At 56.7% G+C, this 16,510-nt stretch carries 11 protein-coding genes; 5 read left to right on the plus strand and 6 right to left on the minus strand.

All coding sequences use genetic code 11. From position 1 onward, the window contains the following. Positions 1-107: 107 nt before the first annotated feature. The 3 genes from FPB55_RS06435 to FPB55_RS06445 are packed head-to-tail and all read left to right on the plus strand — an operon-like array spanning position 108 to position 6,237. Positions 108-938, plus strand: a complete 831-nt coding sequence (locus FPB55_RS06435; RefSeq protein WP_144187779.1) for an ABC transporter permease — start codon at positions 108-110, stop codon at positions 936-938. Then, a complete protein-coding gene (locus FPB55_RS06440) occupies positions 928-2,304 on the plus strand; it encodes an ABC transporter ATP-binding protein (protein ID WP_144187781.1) in 1,377 nt (458 codons plus the stop codon). The genes FPB55_RS06435 and FPB55_RS06440 overlap by 11 nt, the downstream gene beginning before the upstream one ends. Continuing rightward, the gene (locus tag FPB55_RS06445; RefSeq protein ID WP_144187783.1) at positions 2,305-6,237 is read left to right on the plus strand and encodes a rhamnan synthesis F family protein; all 3,933 of its coding nucleotides are present in this window, start codon (positions 2,305-2,307) and stop codon (positions 6,235-6,237) included. 75 nt (positions 6,238-6,312) lie between these two features. On the opposite strand, the gene FPB55_RS06450 is transcribed toward FPB55_RS06445, so the two are convergent. From FPB55_RS06450 to rfbB, 4 genes are read right to left on the minus strand one after another with little or no spacing between them, the layout of a single operon-like run. After that, positions 6,313-7,263, minus strand: a complete 951-nt coding sequence (locus FPB55_RS06450) for a glycosyltransferase (RefSeq protein ID WP_144187785.1) — start codon at positions 7,261-7,263, stop codon at positions 6,313-6,315. 2 nt (positions 7,264-7,265) lie between these two features. Further along, entirely contained in the window at positions 7,266-8,156 is an 891-nt protein-coding gene (gene rfbA / locus FPB55_RS06455) for a glucose-1-phosphate thymidylyltransferase RfbA (RefSeq protein ID WP_144187787.1), read from the minus strand. Then, on the minus strand, positions 8,153-9,058 hold the full coding sequence (rfbD, locus tag FPB55_RS06460; RefSeq protein ID WP_144187789.1) for a dTDP-4-dehydrorhamnose reductase: 906 nt from the start codon (positions 9,056-9,058) through the stop codon (positions 8,153-8,155). The genes rfbA and rfbD overlap by 4 nt, the downstream gene beginning before the upstream one ends. Next, a complete protein-coding gene (gene rfbB / locus FPB55_RS06465; RefSeq protein ID WP_144187791.1) occupies positions 9,055-10,131 on the minus strand; it encodes a dTDP-glucose 4,6-dehydratase in 1,077 nt (358 codons plus the stop codon). The genes rfbD and rfbB overlap by 4 nt, the downstream gene beginning before the upstream one ends. A 430-nt stretch (positions 10,132-10,561) precedes the next feature. Here rfbB and gmd point away from each other — a divergent pair, with 430 nt between their 5' ends. Then, positions 10,562-11,593: a GDP-mannose 4,6-dehydratase gene (gene gmd / locus FPB55_RS06470; RefSeq protein WP_144187793.1), complete on the plus strand. Its 1,032-nt coding sequence runs from the start codon at positions 10,562-10,564 to the stop codon at positions 11,591-11,593. A gap of 71 nt (positions 11,594-11,664) precedes the next feature. Further along, entirely contained in the window at positions 11,665-12,615 is a 951-nt protein-coding gene (locus FPB55_RS06475; protein WP_144187795.1) for a GDP-mannose 4,6-dehydratase, read from the plus strand. 184 nt (positions 12,616-12,799) lie between these two features. Here FPB55_RS06475 and FPB55_RS06480 read toward each other — a convergent pair whose 3' ends face one another. Together FPB55_RS06480 and FPB55_RS06485 are read right to left on the minus strand one after the other, a co-directional pair. After that, the gene (locus tag FPB55_RS06480) at positions 12,800-14,062 is read right to left on the minus strand and encodes a glycosyltransferase family 4 protein (protein ID WP_238706622.1); all 1,263 of its coding nucleotides are present in this window, start codon (positions 14,060-14,062) and stop codon (positions 12,800-12,802) included. After that, positions 13,957-16,104, minus strand: a complete 2,148-nt coding sequence (locus tag FPB55_RS06485; protein WP_238706623.1) for a glycoside hydrolase family 99-like domain-containing protein — start codon at positions 16,102-16,104, stop codon at positions 13,957-13,959. The genes FPB55_RS06480 and FPB55_RS06485 overlap by 106 nt, the downstream gene beginning before the upstream one ends. Between the last annotated feature and the right edge of the window lie 406 nt (positions 16,105-16,510).

Below are 16,510 nucleotides of genomic sequence, written 5' to 3' on the forward strand. Positions count from 1 at the left end.
CGCTCGTCTCATTTTCAAGCCCAGGCATCTCGTGCAAGCGGGAGCAGGCTTGGTTTGCGTGGGCGCCCGATGCGCCGACGGTCCGATCAATGCACTGAGGTAAAAGAATGAACCCGCATTCAGAGGCGCCCATATCCCCGCGGGCGCTGGTCAGCAATCTCTGGCAGTATCGCAGGTTGATCCTGCAAATGGCAGGCAGAGAGGTGGTAGGGCGTTACAAAGGCTCTGTTATGGGGCTTTTGTGGTCGTTCTTGACCCCGTTATTTATGCTAGCAGTTTACACTTTTGTGTTTTCCGTGGTGTTCAAGGCGCGCTGGACCACTTCAGCAGATGAAAGCAAGGGCGACTTCGCCGTCCTGTTGTTCGCCGGTATGATCGTGCATGGGTTGTTCGCGGAAGTACTCAATAGAGCCCCCACGCTGATCCTAGCTAACGTGAATTACGTCAAGAAAGTTGTATTTCCGCTTGAAATCCTGCCGGTCATTTCGATGTGCACCGCACTTTTCCACAGTGCCATCAGCTTGCTGGTACTGGTGTGCGCCATCGTCTTCGTCAACGGCCAGTTCCATGCAACCATGTTGCTGGTCCCTTTGATTGTACTGCCGTACATCATGTTCGTGCAGGGGCTGGCCTGGGTATTGGCTTCGCTGGGCGTTTACTTGCGTGATGTGGGCCAAACCATCGGCATCATCACCATGATCATGCTGTTCATGTCGCCGGTATTTTTCCCGGTTAGTTCGCTGCCGGTCGAAATGCGCCCGCTCATGGAAGCCAATCCGCTGACGTTTATCATTGAACAGGTCCGCGAAGTTTTGATCTGGGGCCACCTGCCGGACTGGATGGGGCTGGCCCGTTATTCGCTGATGTCACTGATTACCGTATGGGTCGGCTATGCCTGGTTCCAACGAACGAGAAAGGGATTCGCTGATGTCCTCTAACGTGCCTGGTAACACTGACGCAGCGATCGTCGTTAACGGTGTATCGAAGTGTTTCAACATCTATGGCAAGCCCCAGGATCGGCTCAAACAGTCGATTATGCCGCGCGTGCGGCGGGCGCTTGGCATGCAGCAAAAAGCCTACAGCCGAGAGTTCTGGGCGCTGAAAAATGTCTCCTTTACCCTGAATAAGGGTGAGACGCTGGGCATTATCGGCCGCAACGGCTCGGGCAAATCGACCTTGCTGCAACTGATTTGCGGTACGTTGAGCCCAACCCATGGCCAAGTGCAAACTTTCGGCCGGGTGGCAGCATTGCTGGAGCTGGGGGCGGGCTTCAATCCGGAGTTTACAGGTCGAGAAAACGTCTACCTCAGTGCCGCTTTCTATGGCTTAACCAAAGAGCAGACGAACGAGCGTTTTGACGACATCGTGAACTTCTCTGAAATTAGAGATTTTATCGATCAGCCGGTCAAGACCTATTCCAGCGGTATGTTCGTACGTCTGGCATTTGCCACCATTGCTCATGTGGATGCTGACATCCTAATCATTGACGAGGCGCTGGCGGTTGGCGATGCGATCTTTACCCAGAAATGCATGCGTTTTCTGCGCAAATTCAAGCAAGAGAAGACCTTACTGTTCGTGAGCCACGACAGTACTTCGGTAACGGCTCTTTGCGATAAGGCTTTGTGGTTGGCGGAAGGCGAAACCAAAGAGCTTGGCGAAGCCAAGGAAACATCAGAGCATTACTTGAACTTTATTCTGGGCGCGACTCAAGACAAGCTGCTGCAGGATCAAACTCTCGCCTCACCCACGGCTAAGAAGCTTCGTGAACTGTGGGCTGGCGGGCAGCCGTATGAATCAGCCGGGCCTTTAAGCTTGTTTCAGCCGAATCTCCAGGCGTCGGCCCAGACCGATCCGCTGGGGGCGGAGATCAAATACGTGAATGTCACGGCCGAAGACGGTAGCGATATAAGAGCGCTGAAGGGTGGTGAAGTTGTGACTTTGTCAATTCGCGCCATTGCCTACACTGAGTTGCGTAGCCCTGTGCTGGGTTTCTATATTAAAGACAGACTTGGCCAGTTCCTCTTTGGCAGTAACACGCTCAGCATTTCGGACCGGCTACCGCCGGTTGCTGCTCCAGGTCAGGAAATCCGAGCCGAGTTTACGTTCCCCATGCCGTGGCTTGCTGGTGGTGACTACTCGATACAAGTGGCCGTCGCCGACGGGACGCAGCACGATCATACCTCCCATCATTGGATTCACGACGCTGTCATCTTCCATTCCAGCCAGGACCCATCAGCATCAGGATTGATTGGCATTCCGATGTTGGACATTCAGTTAAGTATTGACACCGATACAGGTCTATAAATGCATCTCCCTGCACATAACTATGCTCGGCTCTTTTTTGAGACCTACAGCAACAATCTGCCTGTCGACGCCAAGGTCGTTGTCATGGGAGCGCGTCATCTGCGTGGCTCGGCCAAGGATCTTTGCTCACAAAGTTACGACGTCTTCGGAGTCGACCTTGCCGCTGGTGACTGGGTCGATATCGTCTTGGAAGACCTCTACAGTTTGCCCTTCGAAAACGAGAGCCTAGATGCAGTGGTATGCCACTCGCTTTTCGGGCACTCGGATATGTTCTGGCTTGTGTTCAATGAGCTTCTGCGCATCCTCAAGCCTTCGGGGCTATTATGTGTCTGTGCGCCGAACGACGGCGATCTGCAGCGCCAGCCAGATGATAGCTGGCGGTTTAACCCCGATGCAGGCCACACATTGGTAACCTGGGCGCAACGCAGCGGCTATTCGCCGGCTCTGCTGGAGTCGTTCATCGGACCAAGGGAGGCGAGCGGGTTGGGAGGCAACCGCCACGATTTTGTCGGCGTTTTCGCCAAGACCGCTGCTATGGTGCCTCAGACCCACAACCTGATGTTCAGTGGGCAGGCCGAGCTAACCAACGTCCGACTGTCTGGTGCTACAGAATTGCTCAACGTCCAGGCACGTTCGGCCGATGCAGAGTTGCTTAATCAGCTGCGCGAAGAAAATGCAGCGCTGCAAGGGAGCCGCCAACATTTGCAAGCGCTGCTTGCGGACGCGCAGCAGACACACCAGCAGTTGCACGCTCAGTTGGCTGCGCCCAATGAAGTAAAAGCTAAGCTGGAAGCAGAACTGGCAGAAGCCCACAGCGCCGCAGCTGAAGCTCAGCGTGTCTTGGAGGCGTCGATGGCGTCGGCTAAAGTCGACCAACAACTGCTGGCTACGCTTCGCGATGAGGTGGCAAATGCGCGCATGGAAACATCCCAAGCATGGGAAGAAATCGAAAGTCTCAAGCTGCAGTTGGCGTTGCGCAACGAACAAGCCAGCCGGTCTGCCGATGAATTTGCCAGCATTGTGCAGGGCATTCATGGTTCCAGCAGTTGGAAGGTGACCGCGCCAATGCGCCTGCTTTCGCGGGCAGTACGCGGGCAGCGGCCGTTGGTTGCCGGCGGCCTGCGTGCTCGCGTGCTGGAGCAGGTCAAACCCCTGTATTGGGCCATTCCGCCGAAGTACCGTAACACCGTACTGGATTGGGGCTATCGCAATCTGGCATTCGTGTTCCGTGGCAGCCCGCATTACGAGATGTGGAAAAACGGTAGTCAGCCGCTTATCGAAGCGGTGGATAACACGCTGATCACCCTCGATGGCGTGCTGCAGGCAGATCATGTGGAAGGCACCATCGCCATTCACCTGCACATGTACTACGACGACTTAGCCCCTGAGTTCGCCGGCTACCTGAAACACATGCCCTTTGCCTACGACCTTTATGTGTCGGTCAAGGATGCTGAGGGTGAGCGGGCCTGCCGCGCGGCATTCGAGCAGTTACCCAACTGTAAAGCGCAGGTTTTTCAAGTAGTGGACAACCGGGGCCGGGACATCGCCCCTATGTTCGTCACCTTTGGTGAAGCGCTTCGAGGCTATGACTATATTGCCCACCTGCATAGCAAGAAGTCGTTGTACAACGCCGGCGCAACCGAGGGCTGGCGCCAGTACTTGGCCGGTAACCTATTGGGAAGCACCGCCACTATTCGCAGGATCTTCACCCTGATGACGGGTGGCAAAGGTATCGTCTACCCGCAGAATTTCAAGTCGGTGCCGTCCCAAGCCAATACCTGGCTGGCCAACAAAGGCATGGGGACGGCCTGGTGTGCGCGTCTGGGGATCGCACCGGTGCCGCAGGGGTACTTCGATTTTCCCGCTGGGTCGATGTTCTGGGCACGAGGCGATGCACTGCGTCCGCTATTCAGCGCCGGCATCACCATCAACGATTTCAATGAAGAGGCGGGTCAAACAGACGGCACATTTGCTCACTGCCTTGAGCGGTTGCTCGCGCTTAGTGCCCGCAAACAAGGCTTGCAACCTGGCATTCTGCAGGACACCCAAAATCCTACTTGGTCGTCCTGGCGCCTGGACCAGTCAGTTGGTCGTCCGCACGAGTGGATGGTTGGGCAGTTCTCTAACCCTGCGATCAAGTGCATCGGTTTTGACATTTTCGATACCTTGCTGATTCGTCCTCTGATTGACGCCGAGACCACCAAGCGCATCGTCGCGGCCAATTTACCTGCGCACCTATCCACACTGTTCAGCGATTACAGGGTGTTGGCAGAAGGAGAGGCGCGTAAGCAAAAGGGCAAGGATGTAGATCTAGATGACATCTATCGGGCATTCCAACAGCTGACCAAGCTTGCCGATCAGGAAGTACAAACTATTCGCGAGCTTGAAGAGCACACCGAGTATCAAACGTTGTCCGTGCGCAGCGGCGGTCTTGAATTGTTCGAGGCGGCGAAAGCTACGGGTAAGCCGGTTGCCCTAATCTCCGACATGTTCCTGCCCAAGTCACTGATTATTGCGGCTCTGAATGCCAATGGCGTGCATGGTTGGACAGCATTCTACCTGTCCAACGAAGTAGGGTTGCGTAAGGATACCGGGCAACTGTATGACCATGTTTTGCAAGATTACGGGGTGCAACCGTCCGAATTCATCATGGTAGGAGACAATGAGCGGTCAGACTTGCAGATACCCTGCGACAAAGGCTGTGTCGGCTTGCACATCCTGCGCCCTACTGAGCTGGCCAGGGGAACGCCGCGCCTGCGTAGTATCGTCGAAAAGTATGAGTTCGCTCACGATCTGAACGCTGAGTTGACGCTGGGTCTGCTGTTCAAGAAGAACTTCTCGGCGGTGGTTTACCCCAACCTGAACCCGGGTTCGTTGTTCCACGCTACTCCGTACAATATTGGCTACAGCCTGGTCGGGCCGATGCTAACCGGTATGGCGCATTGGCTGATCGACAATGCACGGCGCGATGGCGTTGAACAGCTGTACTTCCTGGCCCGTGAAGGTCAGCTCATGAAGGCCGTTTACGACGTGTGGGCCAAGGATGTGAGTGATGCCCCACCTTCTAAATACTTGGTAGTTTCGCGCCGCACCTGCAGCGTGCCGCTGTTAGCCAGCCTGGATGATGTACTGGCCCTCGGCAAAGGCGACTACTACCTCAATACTGCGAGTAACTATTTGCTGGAGCGATTCGGCTTGACTCTCAGCGATTCGACTTGGCGCGAGCTGCAAACCGAGTTGAATGTTGGCAGGGATACTCAGGTTGAAGTGCGTAACGGTAACCTTGCCGTGTTGGAGCCGGTGTTGATCAAACTGGCCGAGACCATTTTCAAGCAGGCTGATGAAGAGCGTGAGGCACTGGCCGTATATTTGAGGGCGATGGAGCTGATGGGTGACCAGCGAAATGCGGTGGTGGACGTAGGCTATGGCGCCACTATCCAGAACTACCTGTGCAAGCTTACCGGGCATCAACTCAATGGCTACTACCTCGCCACCGACGAGCGGTCGATCCCCGTGGCCGAACAGCACGACGTGATTGTGCGTGGTTGCCTGATGCACAACGTGGAACACAGCCTGGCGGCACCAATCATGTACCTGCGTAGCTTTGAACTTGAGAAACTGTTGAGCTCTAGTGATGGGCAGGTGGTGAAGTACACCTCTGCGGATGGTGTGAACGTGAAGGCTCACTATCGTGAGCTATCGGTTCAGGAGCGTGATGGTGATGCATTCAGGAACGACCTACGCAACGGCGTGCTGCAGTTTGCGAGGGACGCGGTGGGGGTGCGTACCCAGTTGCTAGCCAGCTTTGCTCCATCGCTTGAAGCCAGCCGTGCGATTGCAGATGAGTTTTTCTCGAAACACTCCACCGATGAGCTGAAGTTGCTGGGCGAAGTGATGTTGGATGACCATTACTGCGGACGTGGCGTAGTGTAGAAAGCCAAGGTGAAGGGCTGCAGGCAGTCCTTCACCTTGGCTTGCGGTTGGGCGTCGCAGCAGCGGACGCCCGTATCACCTGTACTGATCGGGCTGCCGCCCGAGGGCGCCCATTAACAGGCAGATCGCAAAAAATACTACTCGGTCTCGCGTTCGCCGGCGGCAACTGGCAGCGCTGAACGCCAGTTTGGTCCACGATTTAACCTTGCCTCTTGTTCCCCGCAGGTCGAAGAATGGGCTGTCTATCTGTAAAAGCCGAGCAGTCAGCAGCACCTGCCCAAACCACCAGCCGCTGGTGATTTTCCGCCAGCGCGCAATGGCTGACGCTACCCCATTATTGACCCCGACTTGGTTACGCGCGTGCTGGCGATAGTCAAGCCCTGGGCGCGAGTCGATAACCCAGCCATAGCCACGGCTGCGTGCGAAGGCGTAGCAAAACCAGTCGTGCAGGTCGATATGCTGCGCGTCGTCCCAGCAACTTAGCAGCTGTGCTTTGAACGCCAATGCCAGCTTGCGTCGGAGCACATAGGTGCAGCCGGGGCCAGCAGCTTCGAACAAGTAGTCCCAGCGCACTTGAGGTTGAGCTTTTTTCACTTGCAACCGTCGGCCATCCGCCCAAAACGCTACGACGTTGCTCGAATACCCATCAGCCTTGCTACTGTGCAGTGTGGCAATGGCCTGTTCGAGCTTTTCCGCGTACCACACATCGTCCTGATCGGCAAATGCCACAAAGTCATAGGCTGAATAGTCTACGTCTTTGATAAGGCGAAAGAAGTTGCGTGCGGCGCCACCAAAACGGCCTGAGGGGGGCAAAAGCACGATATTGGCATGGGTTTGGGCAAATTCGGCGCACCAGGTTTCAGTGCCGTCGCTTGAAGGGTCAACGCTGATAAAAATATCGATGTTGACCGCAACCTGGGCCAGGATAGAGGCCAGTTGCGCCTCTATCCACTCGCGACCGTTATAGGCGGCCAGTAGAACCGCAATTTTTGGCTGCGTGCCAACGGTGTTGATCCCTGTGGCCATACTCAGTGGCGACCTGGCTCCAGAAGGGCTAATAGGTATTTGCCGTAACCGGTCTTCTTGAGCTTCTCCGCCTGCTCGGCCACCTGCTCTTTGCTGATCCAGCCATTGCTGTAGGCAATTTCTTCCAGGCATGCCACTTTCCAGCCTTGGCGTTCTTCGATGGTTTGAATGAAGTGGCTGGCTTCCATCAGCGACTGGTGGGTGCCGGTGTCCAACCATGCGAAACCACGGCCAAGGATTTCGACACTGAGGTTTTTTTGGTTGAGATAAGCACTGTTCACATCGGTGATTTCCAGCTCGCCGCGCTCAGAAGGCTTGATGCCCTTTGCGATCTTGACGACGTTGTTGTCGTAGAAGTACAGACCGGTGACGGCGTAGCTGGACTTGGGGTTGGCAGGCTTCTCTTCGATGCTGAGTGCTCGGCCGTTGGCATCGAACTCAACCACACCGAAGCGCTCTGGGTCGGCAACATGGTAACCGAACACCGTAGCACCTTCGGTTTGCTCAGCCGCCGCGCGCAGGTTATCGGAGAAGTGCTGGCCGTAAAAAATATTGTCGCCCAAGATCAAGCAGCAAGGATCATTGCCAATGAACGTTTCGCCAATAATGAACGCTTGTGCCAAGCCGTCCGGGCTTGGTTGCTCTGCATAGCTCAGTTGTACGCCGTACTGACTGCCGTCGCCCAGCAACTTGCGGAATGCTGGCAGGTCTTCTGGAGTGGAAATGATCAGAATTTCCCGCATGCCCGCCAGCATCAGCACTGACAGTGGGTAGAAGATCATTGGCTTGTCGTAGATGGGCAGCATCTGCTTGGAGACGCCCAAGGTCAATGGATGCAGGCGCGTCCCGGAACCACCAGCCAGAATGATCCCTTTACGATTGGTTGTGTTCATTTGTTCAGAGCTTCCATAAGCATACGTGTTACACCCAATTGCCAATCTGGCAGGTGCAGTGAAAATGCATCGCGAAGTTTTACAGTGGCCAGGCGCGAGTTCAATGGCCGGCTCGCAGGTGTAGGGTATTGGGCTGTCGTAATCGGGCTGACCGCCTCCACGGCCAAGACTTCACCGTGCTTGCGGGCAAATTCGATCACATAGCTGGCGTAGGCATGCCAGGTTGTTTCGCCGGCTGGCGCCAGATGGTAGATACCCCCCAATTCTGGCTTATGCATGGCTTGCTGCAGCGCTGCCACGGCAACGTCGGCCAACAAGTCAGCACCAGTCGGTACACCCACCTGGTCGGCTATCACATTTAGCGTTTGCCGGTCTTTGCCCAGGCGCAACATGGTCTTGGCAAAGTTGTTGCCACGCGCGGCGTATACCCAGCTGGTGCGGAAGATCAGGTGCTTGCAGCCCGACGCCGTGATCAGTTGCTCGCCTTCGAGTTTGGTAGCGCCGTAGTAGTTTACCGGTGCGACCGGATCGGTTTCTTGCCATGGCGCAGTGCCGCTGCCGTCGAAAACGTAGTCGGTGGAGTAGTGCACCAGCCAGGCATCAAGACGCTTCGCCTCTTCGGCCATCACCTGACTGGCCAGTGTGTTTACCCTGTGGGCCAGCTCGCGCTCAGTCTCAGCCTTGTCGACAGCGGTATAAGCGGCAGCGTTGACGATGACCTGCGGTGCAACCTTGATAATGGCCTGGCGCAGCCCGGCAAGATTCGACAAGTCACCGGCCAGCTCACCGTAGGCGGTTTGTGCCGGATGGCGATCAAGAGCCACCACTTCGCCTAGGACGCTCAGCGACCTTTGCAGCTCCCAGCCGACCTGACCGTTTTTGCCCAGCAGCAGAATCTTCATGCCTGACCCGTGCGCGTTGTGTAGTTGGAGTCGATCCACTGCTGGTAGCTGCCGCTTTTAACGTGCGCCACCCACTCCGGGTTGTCTAGGTACCATTGCACAGTCTTGCGGATACCCGATTCGAAGGTTTCTTCCGGCACCCAACCGAGTTCGCGTTGGATTTTGCTGGCATCGATTGCGTAGCGCAGGTCATGGCCAGGGCGGTCTTTGACATACGTCAGTAGGTCGACATGCGGGCGGAAGGCTGAGTCTGGGCGCAGCTCATCCAGCAGCGCACAGACGGTGCGGACCACTTCGATGTTCTGTTTTTCGTTGTGGCCACCGATGTTGTACGTTTCGCCGACCTTACCCTCGGTAACAACCTTATACAAAGCACGAGCGTGGTCTTCAACGTACAACCAATCGCGAATCTGGTCACCTTTGCCGTAGATTGGCAGCGGTTTGCCTTCCAGGGCATTGAGGATAACCAGCGGGATCAATTTCTCCGGGAAGTGGAACGGGCCATAGTTGTTCGAGCAATTGGTGACCAGAGTTGGTAGGCCGTACGTACGTGCCCAGGCACGCACCAAATGGTCAGAGCTGGCCTTGCTGGCTGAGTAGGGCGAGCTTGGCTGGTACGGCGTGGTCTCGGTGAACAGATCATCCGGGCCTTCGAGGTCGCCATACACTTCATCGGTGGAAATGTGGTGAAAGCGGAACGCGGACTTGCGAGTGTCGTCCAGCGCCGCCCAGTAGCCACGCGCCGCTTCCAGCAGGTTGTAGGTACCGATAATGTTGGTTTGAATGAATTCGGAAGGGCCGCTGATGGAGCGGTCGACGTGTGATTCTGCTGCCAAGTGCATCACAGCATCCGGTTGATGCTCGCGGAATACGCGGTCGAGTTCGGCCCGGTCACAGATGTCGACACGCTCGAATGCGTAGCGCTTGCTGTGGTCAACCGACTGCAGCGACTCGAGGTTGCCTGCATAGGTCAGTTTATCGACATTGACTACCGAGTCTGCGGTGCTGGAGATGATGTGTCGCACGACTGCCGAGCCAATGAAGCCGGCACCACCTGTTACTAAGATCTTCACGAGAGATTTCTACCTTGAGGTTCTGACAGAGCCGATGAACTCTGCATAAGTCCATGCCCGTACGACTTAGCCATGATATAGGCGCGAGTCAAAAAGTATACCTGATCGCCCGTGTGGTACGGTAATTTGCCTGGGCTAGTGGCCTTGCCCTGCGCCACCAGTGGTGGAACTGGTCGGCCGCGCATGAATATAGCGAGAGCATAGACAGCTAAAATTTGGAATGTTCTGATCTAGTTGTAAGAAAGTTCTGCTAGCCGCCGAGCGGCTATATGGGAAGTGCCTGACTGTATCAATGCCCGAGGTTCTATCTCGGGTACACTCACCAGCCTCGTGTTGACGAGGCTGAGCCAGTATCATGCTCCGACGCAGGCCTATTAACCCCTTGAGTGCCTTTACAAAACGGCCTTGATGGAGATTTTCTGGAGGATTCATGATCGCGATCGTCACCGGCATCACAGGCCAGGATGGTGCGTACCTGGCCGAGCTGCTGCTTGCTAAAGGCTATACCGTCTACGGGACCTATCGTCGTACCAGTTCAGTCAATTTCTGGCGTCTCGCCGAGCTGGGCGTCGAGCAGCACCCCAATCTGCACCTGGTGGAGTACGACCTGACCGATCTGTCGGCGAGTATCCGCTTGCTGCAGACCACCCAGGCAACAGAGGTCTACAACCTTGCTGCGCAGAGCTTCGTCGGCGTGTCGTTCGACCAGCCGGTGACCACGGCTGAAATCACTGGCCTGGGTGCGGTCAACCTGCTGGAAGCCATTCGCATCGTCAATCCCAAGGCGCGTTTCTACCAGGCTTCGACCTCTGAGATGTTCGGTAAGGTGCAGCAAACGCCCCAGATTGAAAGTACGCCCTTCTATCCGCGCAGCCCCTATGGTGTTGCCAAGCTCTATGCCCATTGGATGACCATCAATTACCGCGAGTCGTATGACATTTTTGGTGCGAGCGGCATCCTGTTCAACCACGAGTCGCCATTGCGTGGCCGTGAGTTCGTGACCCGCAAAATCACCGACAGCGTTGCCAGGATCAAGCTAGGCAAGCTCGACCGGGTGGAACTGGGCAACCTCGACGCCAAGCGTGACTGGGGCTACGCCAAGGAATACGTCGAAGGCATGTGGCGCATGCTGCAGGCTGACGAGCCCGACACCTTCGTGTTGGCCACCAATCGTACGGAGTCGGTACGCGACTTTGTAAGTTTGGCCTGCAAGGCAGTGGATATCGATGTTGTCTGGCAGGGCAAGGACGAAAACGAAAAGGGGATCGACGCTGCTACAGGTCGTACCATTGTGGCCGTGAACCCAAAGTTCTACCGCCCTACCGAAGTCGACCTGCTGCTTGGGAACCCTGAAAAGGCCAAGACCGTACTGGGCTGGGAGCCCCATACCACCCTGGAAGACCTTTGCCGCATGATGGTAGAGGCCGATCTACGTCGTAACGCAAGCGGCGTGAGCTTCTGACGGCTCTGCCCCCTGAATCCACCTGCTCATCAAGCTTGTGCCTGGCGGTGCCAGCGATTTGGAGTTTCTAGATGGCCAGAATTCTGTTGACCGGGGCCAACGGCTTTGTGGGCAAAGTGCTGCAGCGCCGGTTGCTGCAAGCCCACCATGAAGTCATCTGCGCGGTGGCATCAACCCCCGTGCCAGTGGAGTGCGAATGTGGATATCAGGTGATGGATATTCGCGATCGGGCTCAGGTCGAAACGGTGATCCAGCGGGCCAGGCCCACGCACGTGGTACATTTAGCGGCGGTCTCCAACGTCGCTGTCAGCTTCAATGAACCACTGCTGACCTGGCACACCAACGTCATCGGTACCCTGAATTTGATGGAAGCATTGAGGGTTCACACGCCTGAATGTTTCACCTTGTTTGTCAGCTCTTCTGAGGTATATGGCGAAAGCTTCAAAAGTAGCCAAGTGCTGGATGAAGAGGCCGCCTGTGCCCCGATGAATCCCTACGCTGCCAGCAAACTGGCAGCTGAGCATGCCGTTATGCAGTACTTGCGCCAAGGTATGCCCGGAGTCGTAGTGCGGCCGTTCAACCATATTGGCCCAGGGCAGAGCGCAGACTTTGTAACAGCTTCGTTCGCCAGGCAGATCGCTTGGATAGAGGCTGGTTTACAGGCGCCCGTGCTCAAGGTGGGCAACCTTGATGCAAGCCGTGACTTCTTAAATGTGCTCGATGTGTGCGAAGCCTACGCCATGCTGCTTGACGCAGACAGCGGCCAGCTTCAGCACCGCACTTATAATATTGCCTCAGGCGCAAGTCGGCAGATCCGCACTGTATTACAGGCGCTGCTGGCTGAAGCCAAGGTGCCTATAACCGTCCAGACCGACCCTGACCGGTTGCGTCCCTCAGACATTCCCGTGGCAGCAGGGGACAATGGGCGGATCAAAGCAGCCGTGGGCTGGGTGCCCACCACGCCGCTGATGCAAACCGTGCGTGATGTTCTCGACTACTGGCGTGACCAGGCCCGCGGGTAATACTGCACACAACCGGTGGGTTGAGTATTAAGTCCTGGGGGGCCGCGTTGCGGCCCTCCGCCGGCAAGTCGGGCTCCCACAGGAGCAGTGTAAACCTCAAGATTTGCGCGGTCCCTGTGGGGGCTGGCTTGCCGGCGGTGGGCTGCATCCAAGGCATGCGCTGGCGATAGGCTGGCTGTCGACCTCAGGCCCTGGGCAACTGTTGACGTATCTCTGCCAGGCGGGCCCGGTAGCGCAACCCGGTGTAGCGGTAGCTGAAGAAGCTTTGCATGTGCAGGCGCGCTTGTCGCCCCAGCGCGCGGCCCATGGCGGGGTCATCCACCAGCTGTATCATGTACGCCACTGCCTGCTCGCCGTCTGGCTCAGCCCAATGCTGTGCTTCGTGATGGGGATATTCGCCTTCGTTCACTGCAACCAAGCGGTAATCGACTGGCAAACTGGTGTGTGCGGTCATGAAGTCCATGTTGCCAGAATAGGCTGTGGCAATAACCGGCTTGCCCAGCGCCATGGCCTCGGCAATACCGAAGCCGTAACCTTCCGAGCGATGCAGCGAAACGAAGCAGTCACTGCAGCGCAGCAGGTTTTTTACTTCTGTACTGCTCATGGTCCGTTCGATCAAGGTAACCCGGCCGTGTAATGACTTCACTTCGGCTTGCAAGTCGGCAAAGGCCTGCGGGTTCATATCAACCCCGTTTACCTTGATCACCAGGTGCGTGTTGGCGTACGGCCGCTTGGCCAGCATTTGCTTGAACGCCTCGAAGACACCTTGAGGGTTTTTGCGCGTCGAGAACGAGCGCAGGTCATAAAAGAACAGGAAGACATAATCAGCTTCTGGCAGGCCGAAGTAGCGGCGGCCGAAGAAGTTGTCGAGGTGCACCTCCGTGGCCAGTGGCATATGCACCACCGGCTTTTTGCATGCAGCCTGAATACCATCCATGACGAATCGCGAGGCGGCCCAGATTTCGTCGAAGCGATCGAGTTGTACCGCCCATTCATCGGGGTAGCGCGGCAACTCCCACAACGGATAGATGATGTTGTAGCCCGACCAGGGGCGCGTTTGATTGATGTGCTCCAAAGCATGTTCCACTTCGTTGCCGTTGATGTGGAAAATGTTGATCGCGGCGGGCTGGTCGGTGAGGGCTTGGCCAAACTCGCTGCTGTCGGCTTCAGTGGCGGCGACGATCTTGTAGATATCGTGAATAACGGGCGGTGCGTAGACCGCTCTCAACGAACGGAAGGTGGCACGTACATGTTCGCCCATACCGATGGGCGCGAACGGATGGCCGGCCAAGCATACGTCATTGCTGTTTTTTATGATGTGGGTCATCAGGGTCCAGCCAGTCAGTTTTTCTTCAACAGACGCGAAGCGTCTAGCGCGTTGCTTACGGCTTCTAGGTAGGTGTGCCCAAAGCGCCGGTCGGGCTCCAGGTACGCGCCTTCGGCCCATTCGTTCCACGCGTTGATAAACACCAGGCGTTCGTCACCGAAGTATTGCTGGCGCGTATCGGTAATCGACTCTTCCAGCCAGGCCTGGAAGGCGCCTGGCGAGGAATGCTCGAAACAACCGCCCGCATGCTGGCGCCGTGCTGTGTTATCCCAGCCGGGCATGACGCCCTTGAAGCGTGTATAGGCAGGGCCGGGGCGTGAGGCGAAGCTTACCGCGAGCTCCCTATAGTCCGCCGAGTGGCCTGTGAAGTCAGGGTTGAGCATCTCTCCGCTGGGTGGCTTGGGCTGGACAAGCCCGCCAGGGGGAAATTCGACCGCCGCATCACAGCCGAACTGGGAGGGATGGAAGCTCGCTGTGGCCAGACCGAACGACTCCACCATCGCGATGTAGATTTCGCCCACCCCCCGTTTGCGGCAGGCTTCCCGCCAGCGAGCTGCCGTTTTGGCAAAATCGGGAAACAGCGTTGGCCGGTAGATAAGCAGTAGCGGCCGATCGCCGACTTTGATGTAGCGGCCATCCTTGAAGAAACGTATCAGGTCGTTGATGACGGCTAAATCGTCATCGTCGCTGTGTGCTTGAGCAATCAAGACCTCTTGTTCCAGGCCGTCCCAGCGGCGTGTCCAGTTTTCGTTTGCCCAGCATAAGCAGAAGGGAATGTCTGGCCTGTCGCTTTGCAACAGCTGTTCGACCGGACGCTCTAACAAGCGCTTGCCGCCGAACCAATAGTAGTAGAAGCAAAAACCATGAATACCATAGCGCTGAGCCAGGTCTGCCTGAGCTTGCATGACTTCAAGCAGGCGCAGGTCGTAGTAGCCAAGGTCGGCTGGAATACGTGGCTGGTAATGACCGACGAAATTGGGTTGTGCCTTGCTGACGTTGGTCCACTCGGTAAAGCCTTTGCCCCACCACACGTCATTTTCCGGCACTGGGTGGAATTGCGGCAAGTAAAAGCAAATAAGCCGCGGGTCGAACTGTTGCTCAATGGTGGAGCCCCACTTTCTGCTCAGCACGCTGACATTATTGGCGATACTAGCCATCTTGAAATCGTTACCGGCAGCTGCGGTGGTTTTCGACAGGTGATGAATGATGGTGGCATGCGGGTTGTAATAGACCTCGTAGCCTTCGGCACGAATGCTCAGGCACAGGTCGCTGTCTTCGCAATAGCAGGGTAGAAAAGCTTCCGAGAAGCCGCCGATGCGCCTGAGCAACGCGGTAGGGGCGAGCAGGCAGGCGCCGGATACGTAATCCACCCGCCGCGTATAGTTGAAGCGCGGCTCATTGGGGTTATCGGCAAAACCTACCATGGTGGACAAGCCGTCTGGCGCTAACGCTGCGCCGGCTTCTTGCAGGTGGCCGCTGGGGTAGACGAACTTGGGCCCTACGGCGCCAACCTTGTCGAAATCTGCGAAGGTGGCCAGCAATGCCTCCAGCCAACCAGCGGTTACCTGCACGTCGTTGTTGAGGTACACGGTGAACGCACCGGTGACCTGGCTCATGGCCTGGTTACAATTGCGCAGAAAGCCCAGGTTGTGGGCGTTGCGCAGGTAGCGAATGTTAGGCACCTTGGCCAGCAGTGCCTGAGTTTGGTCGGTAGAGGCGTCGTCGGCGACGATGATCTCGACATCCAAGCCTACCGGGAGGTGTTGCTGTATAGACGCCAGGCATTCGAGCGTGAGTTTGGCGTTGTTGAACACCGGAATGAGGATTGATACCAGCGGCAGCGCTCCGGGGGGCTGGAATCGCAACTGCGCGGCATGATTGGCCAAGGCGGCTGGGTCGAAATCCAGCACGGGTATCGGCGCTACAGGGTTCGCCGCGCGTTGCTCGGCCTTGGCTTGAGCAATACGTGCGCGAACTTGAGGGTAATCTTCCCATTCCCAGGCGCCATCGGCGCTGGGCAATGCTTTTGCTGACAAGGGCAACAACGTGGCTGGCGCGGCATCTGGACTTTGCGCAGAAGCGCCAGTGGGGATGAGCGGGTCTTCATGTGCGGGGTGGACTGCGGCGGCCGATTTGGCTGCCTGCGATGGCTGTTCCGTCATAGCGGGTGCGGGTTCCTGTGGAGACGCTTCCCCTACAGCATACCGCGTAACGCGGGCGAACATGCCTGCGAAGCGTGGTGCATTATCCGACACGCTGACCGACGGGGCGTGCCGCACCGCCCGTTGGTGTTAGGTGGGGAGTACTTGGCACACTCTGGGGAATACTGAAAAAGGTTACGGATCTCAGAACGAACAGGCGGTGGGGGTGCTCGATAAGCCTTGTAGGTGCGTATGAGACAGGTGTTTGGCGTGTGCTCTGCAGTGCCCTTGAGATCGAGTGCGCGCTCAGGCACCTGATACCCCACCTCGACTGCGCTCGTAAACTGATACCCATTGGCCACTAGTCATCTGTTACAGTCGCACTGATTCCAATAAGGCTCAGCCAAGACTTTCTCTAAAAGGTGCG

It is taken from the genome of Pseudomonas sp. BJP69, assembly GCF_007633355.1.
Classification (GTDB): Bacteria; Pseudomonadota; Gammaproteobacteria; order Pseudomonadales; family Pseudomonadaceae; genus Aquipseudomonas; species Aquipseudomonas juntendi.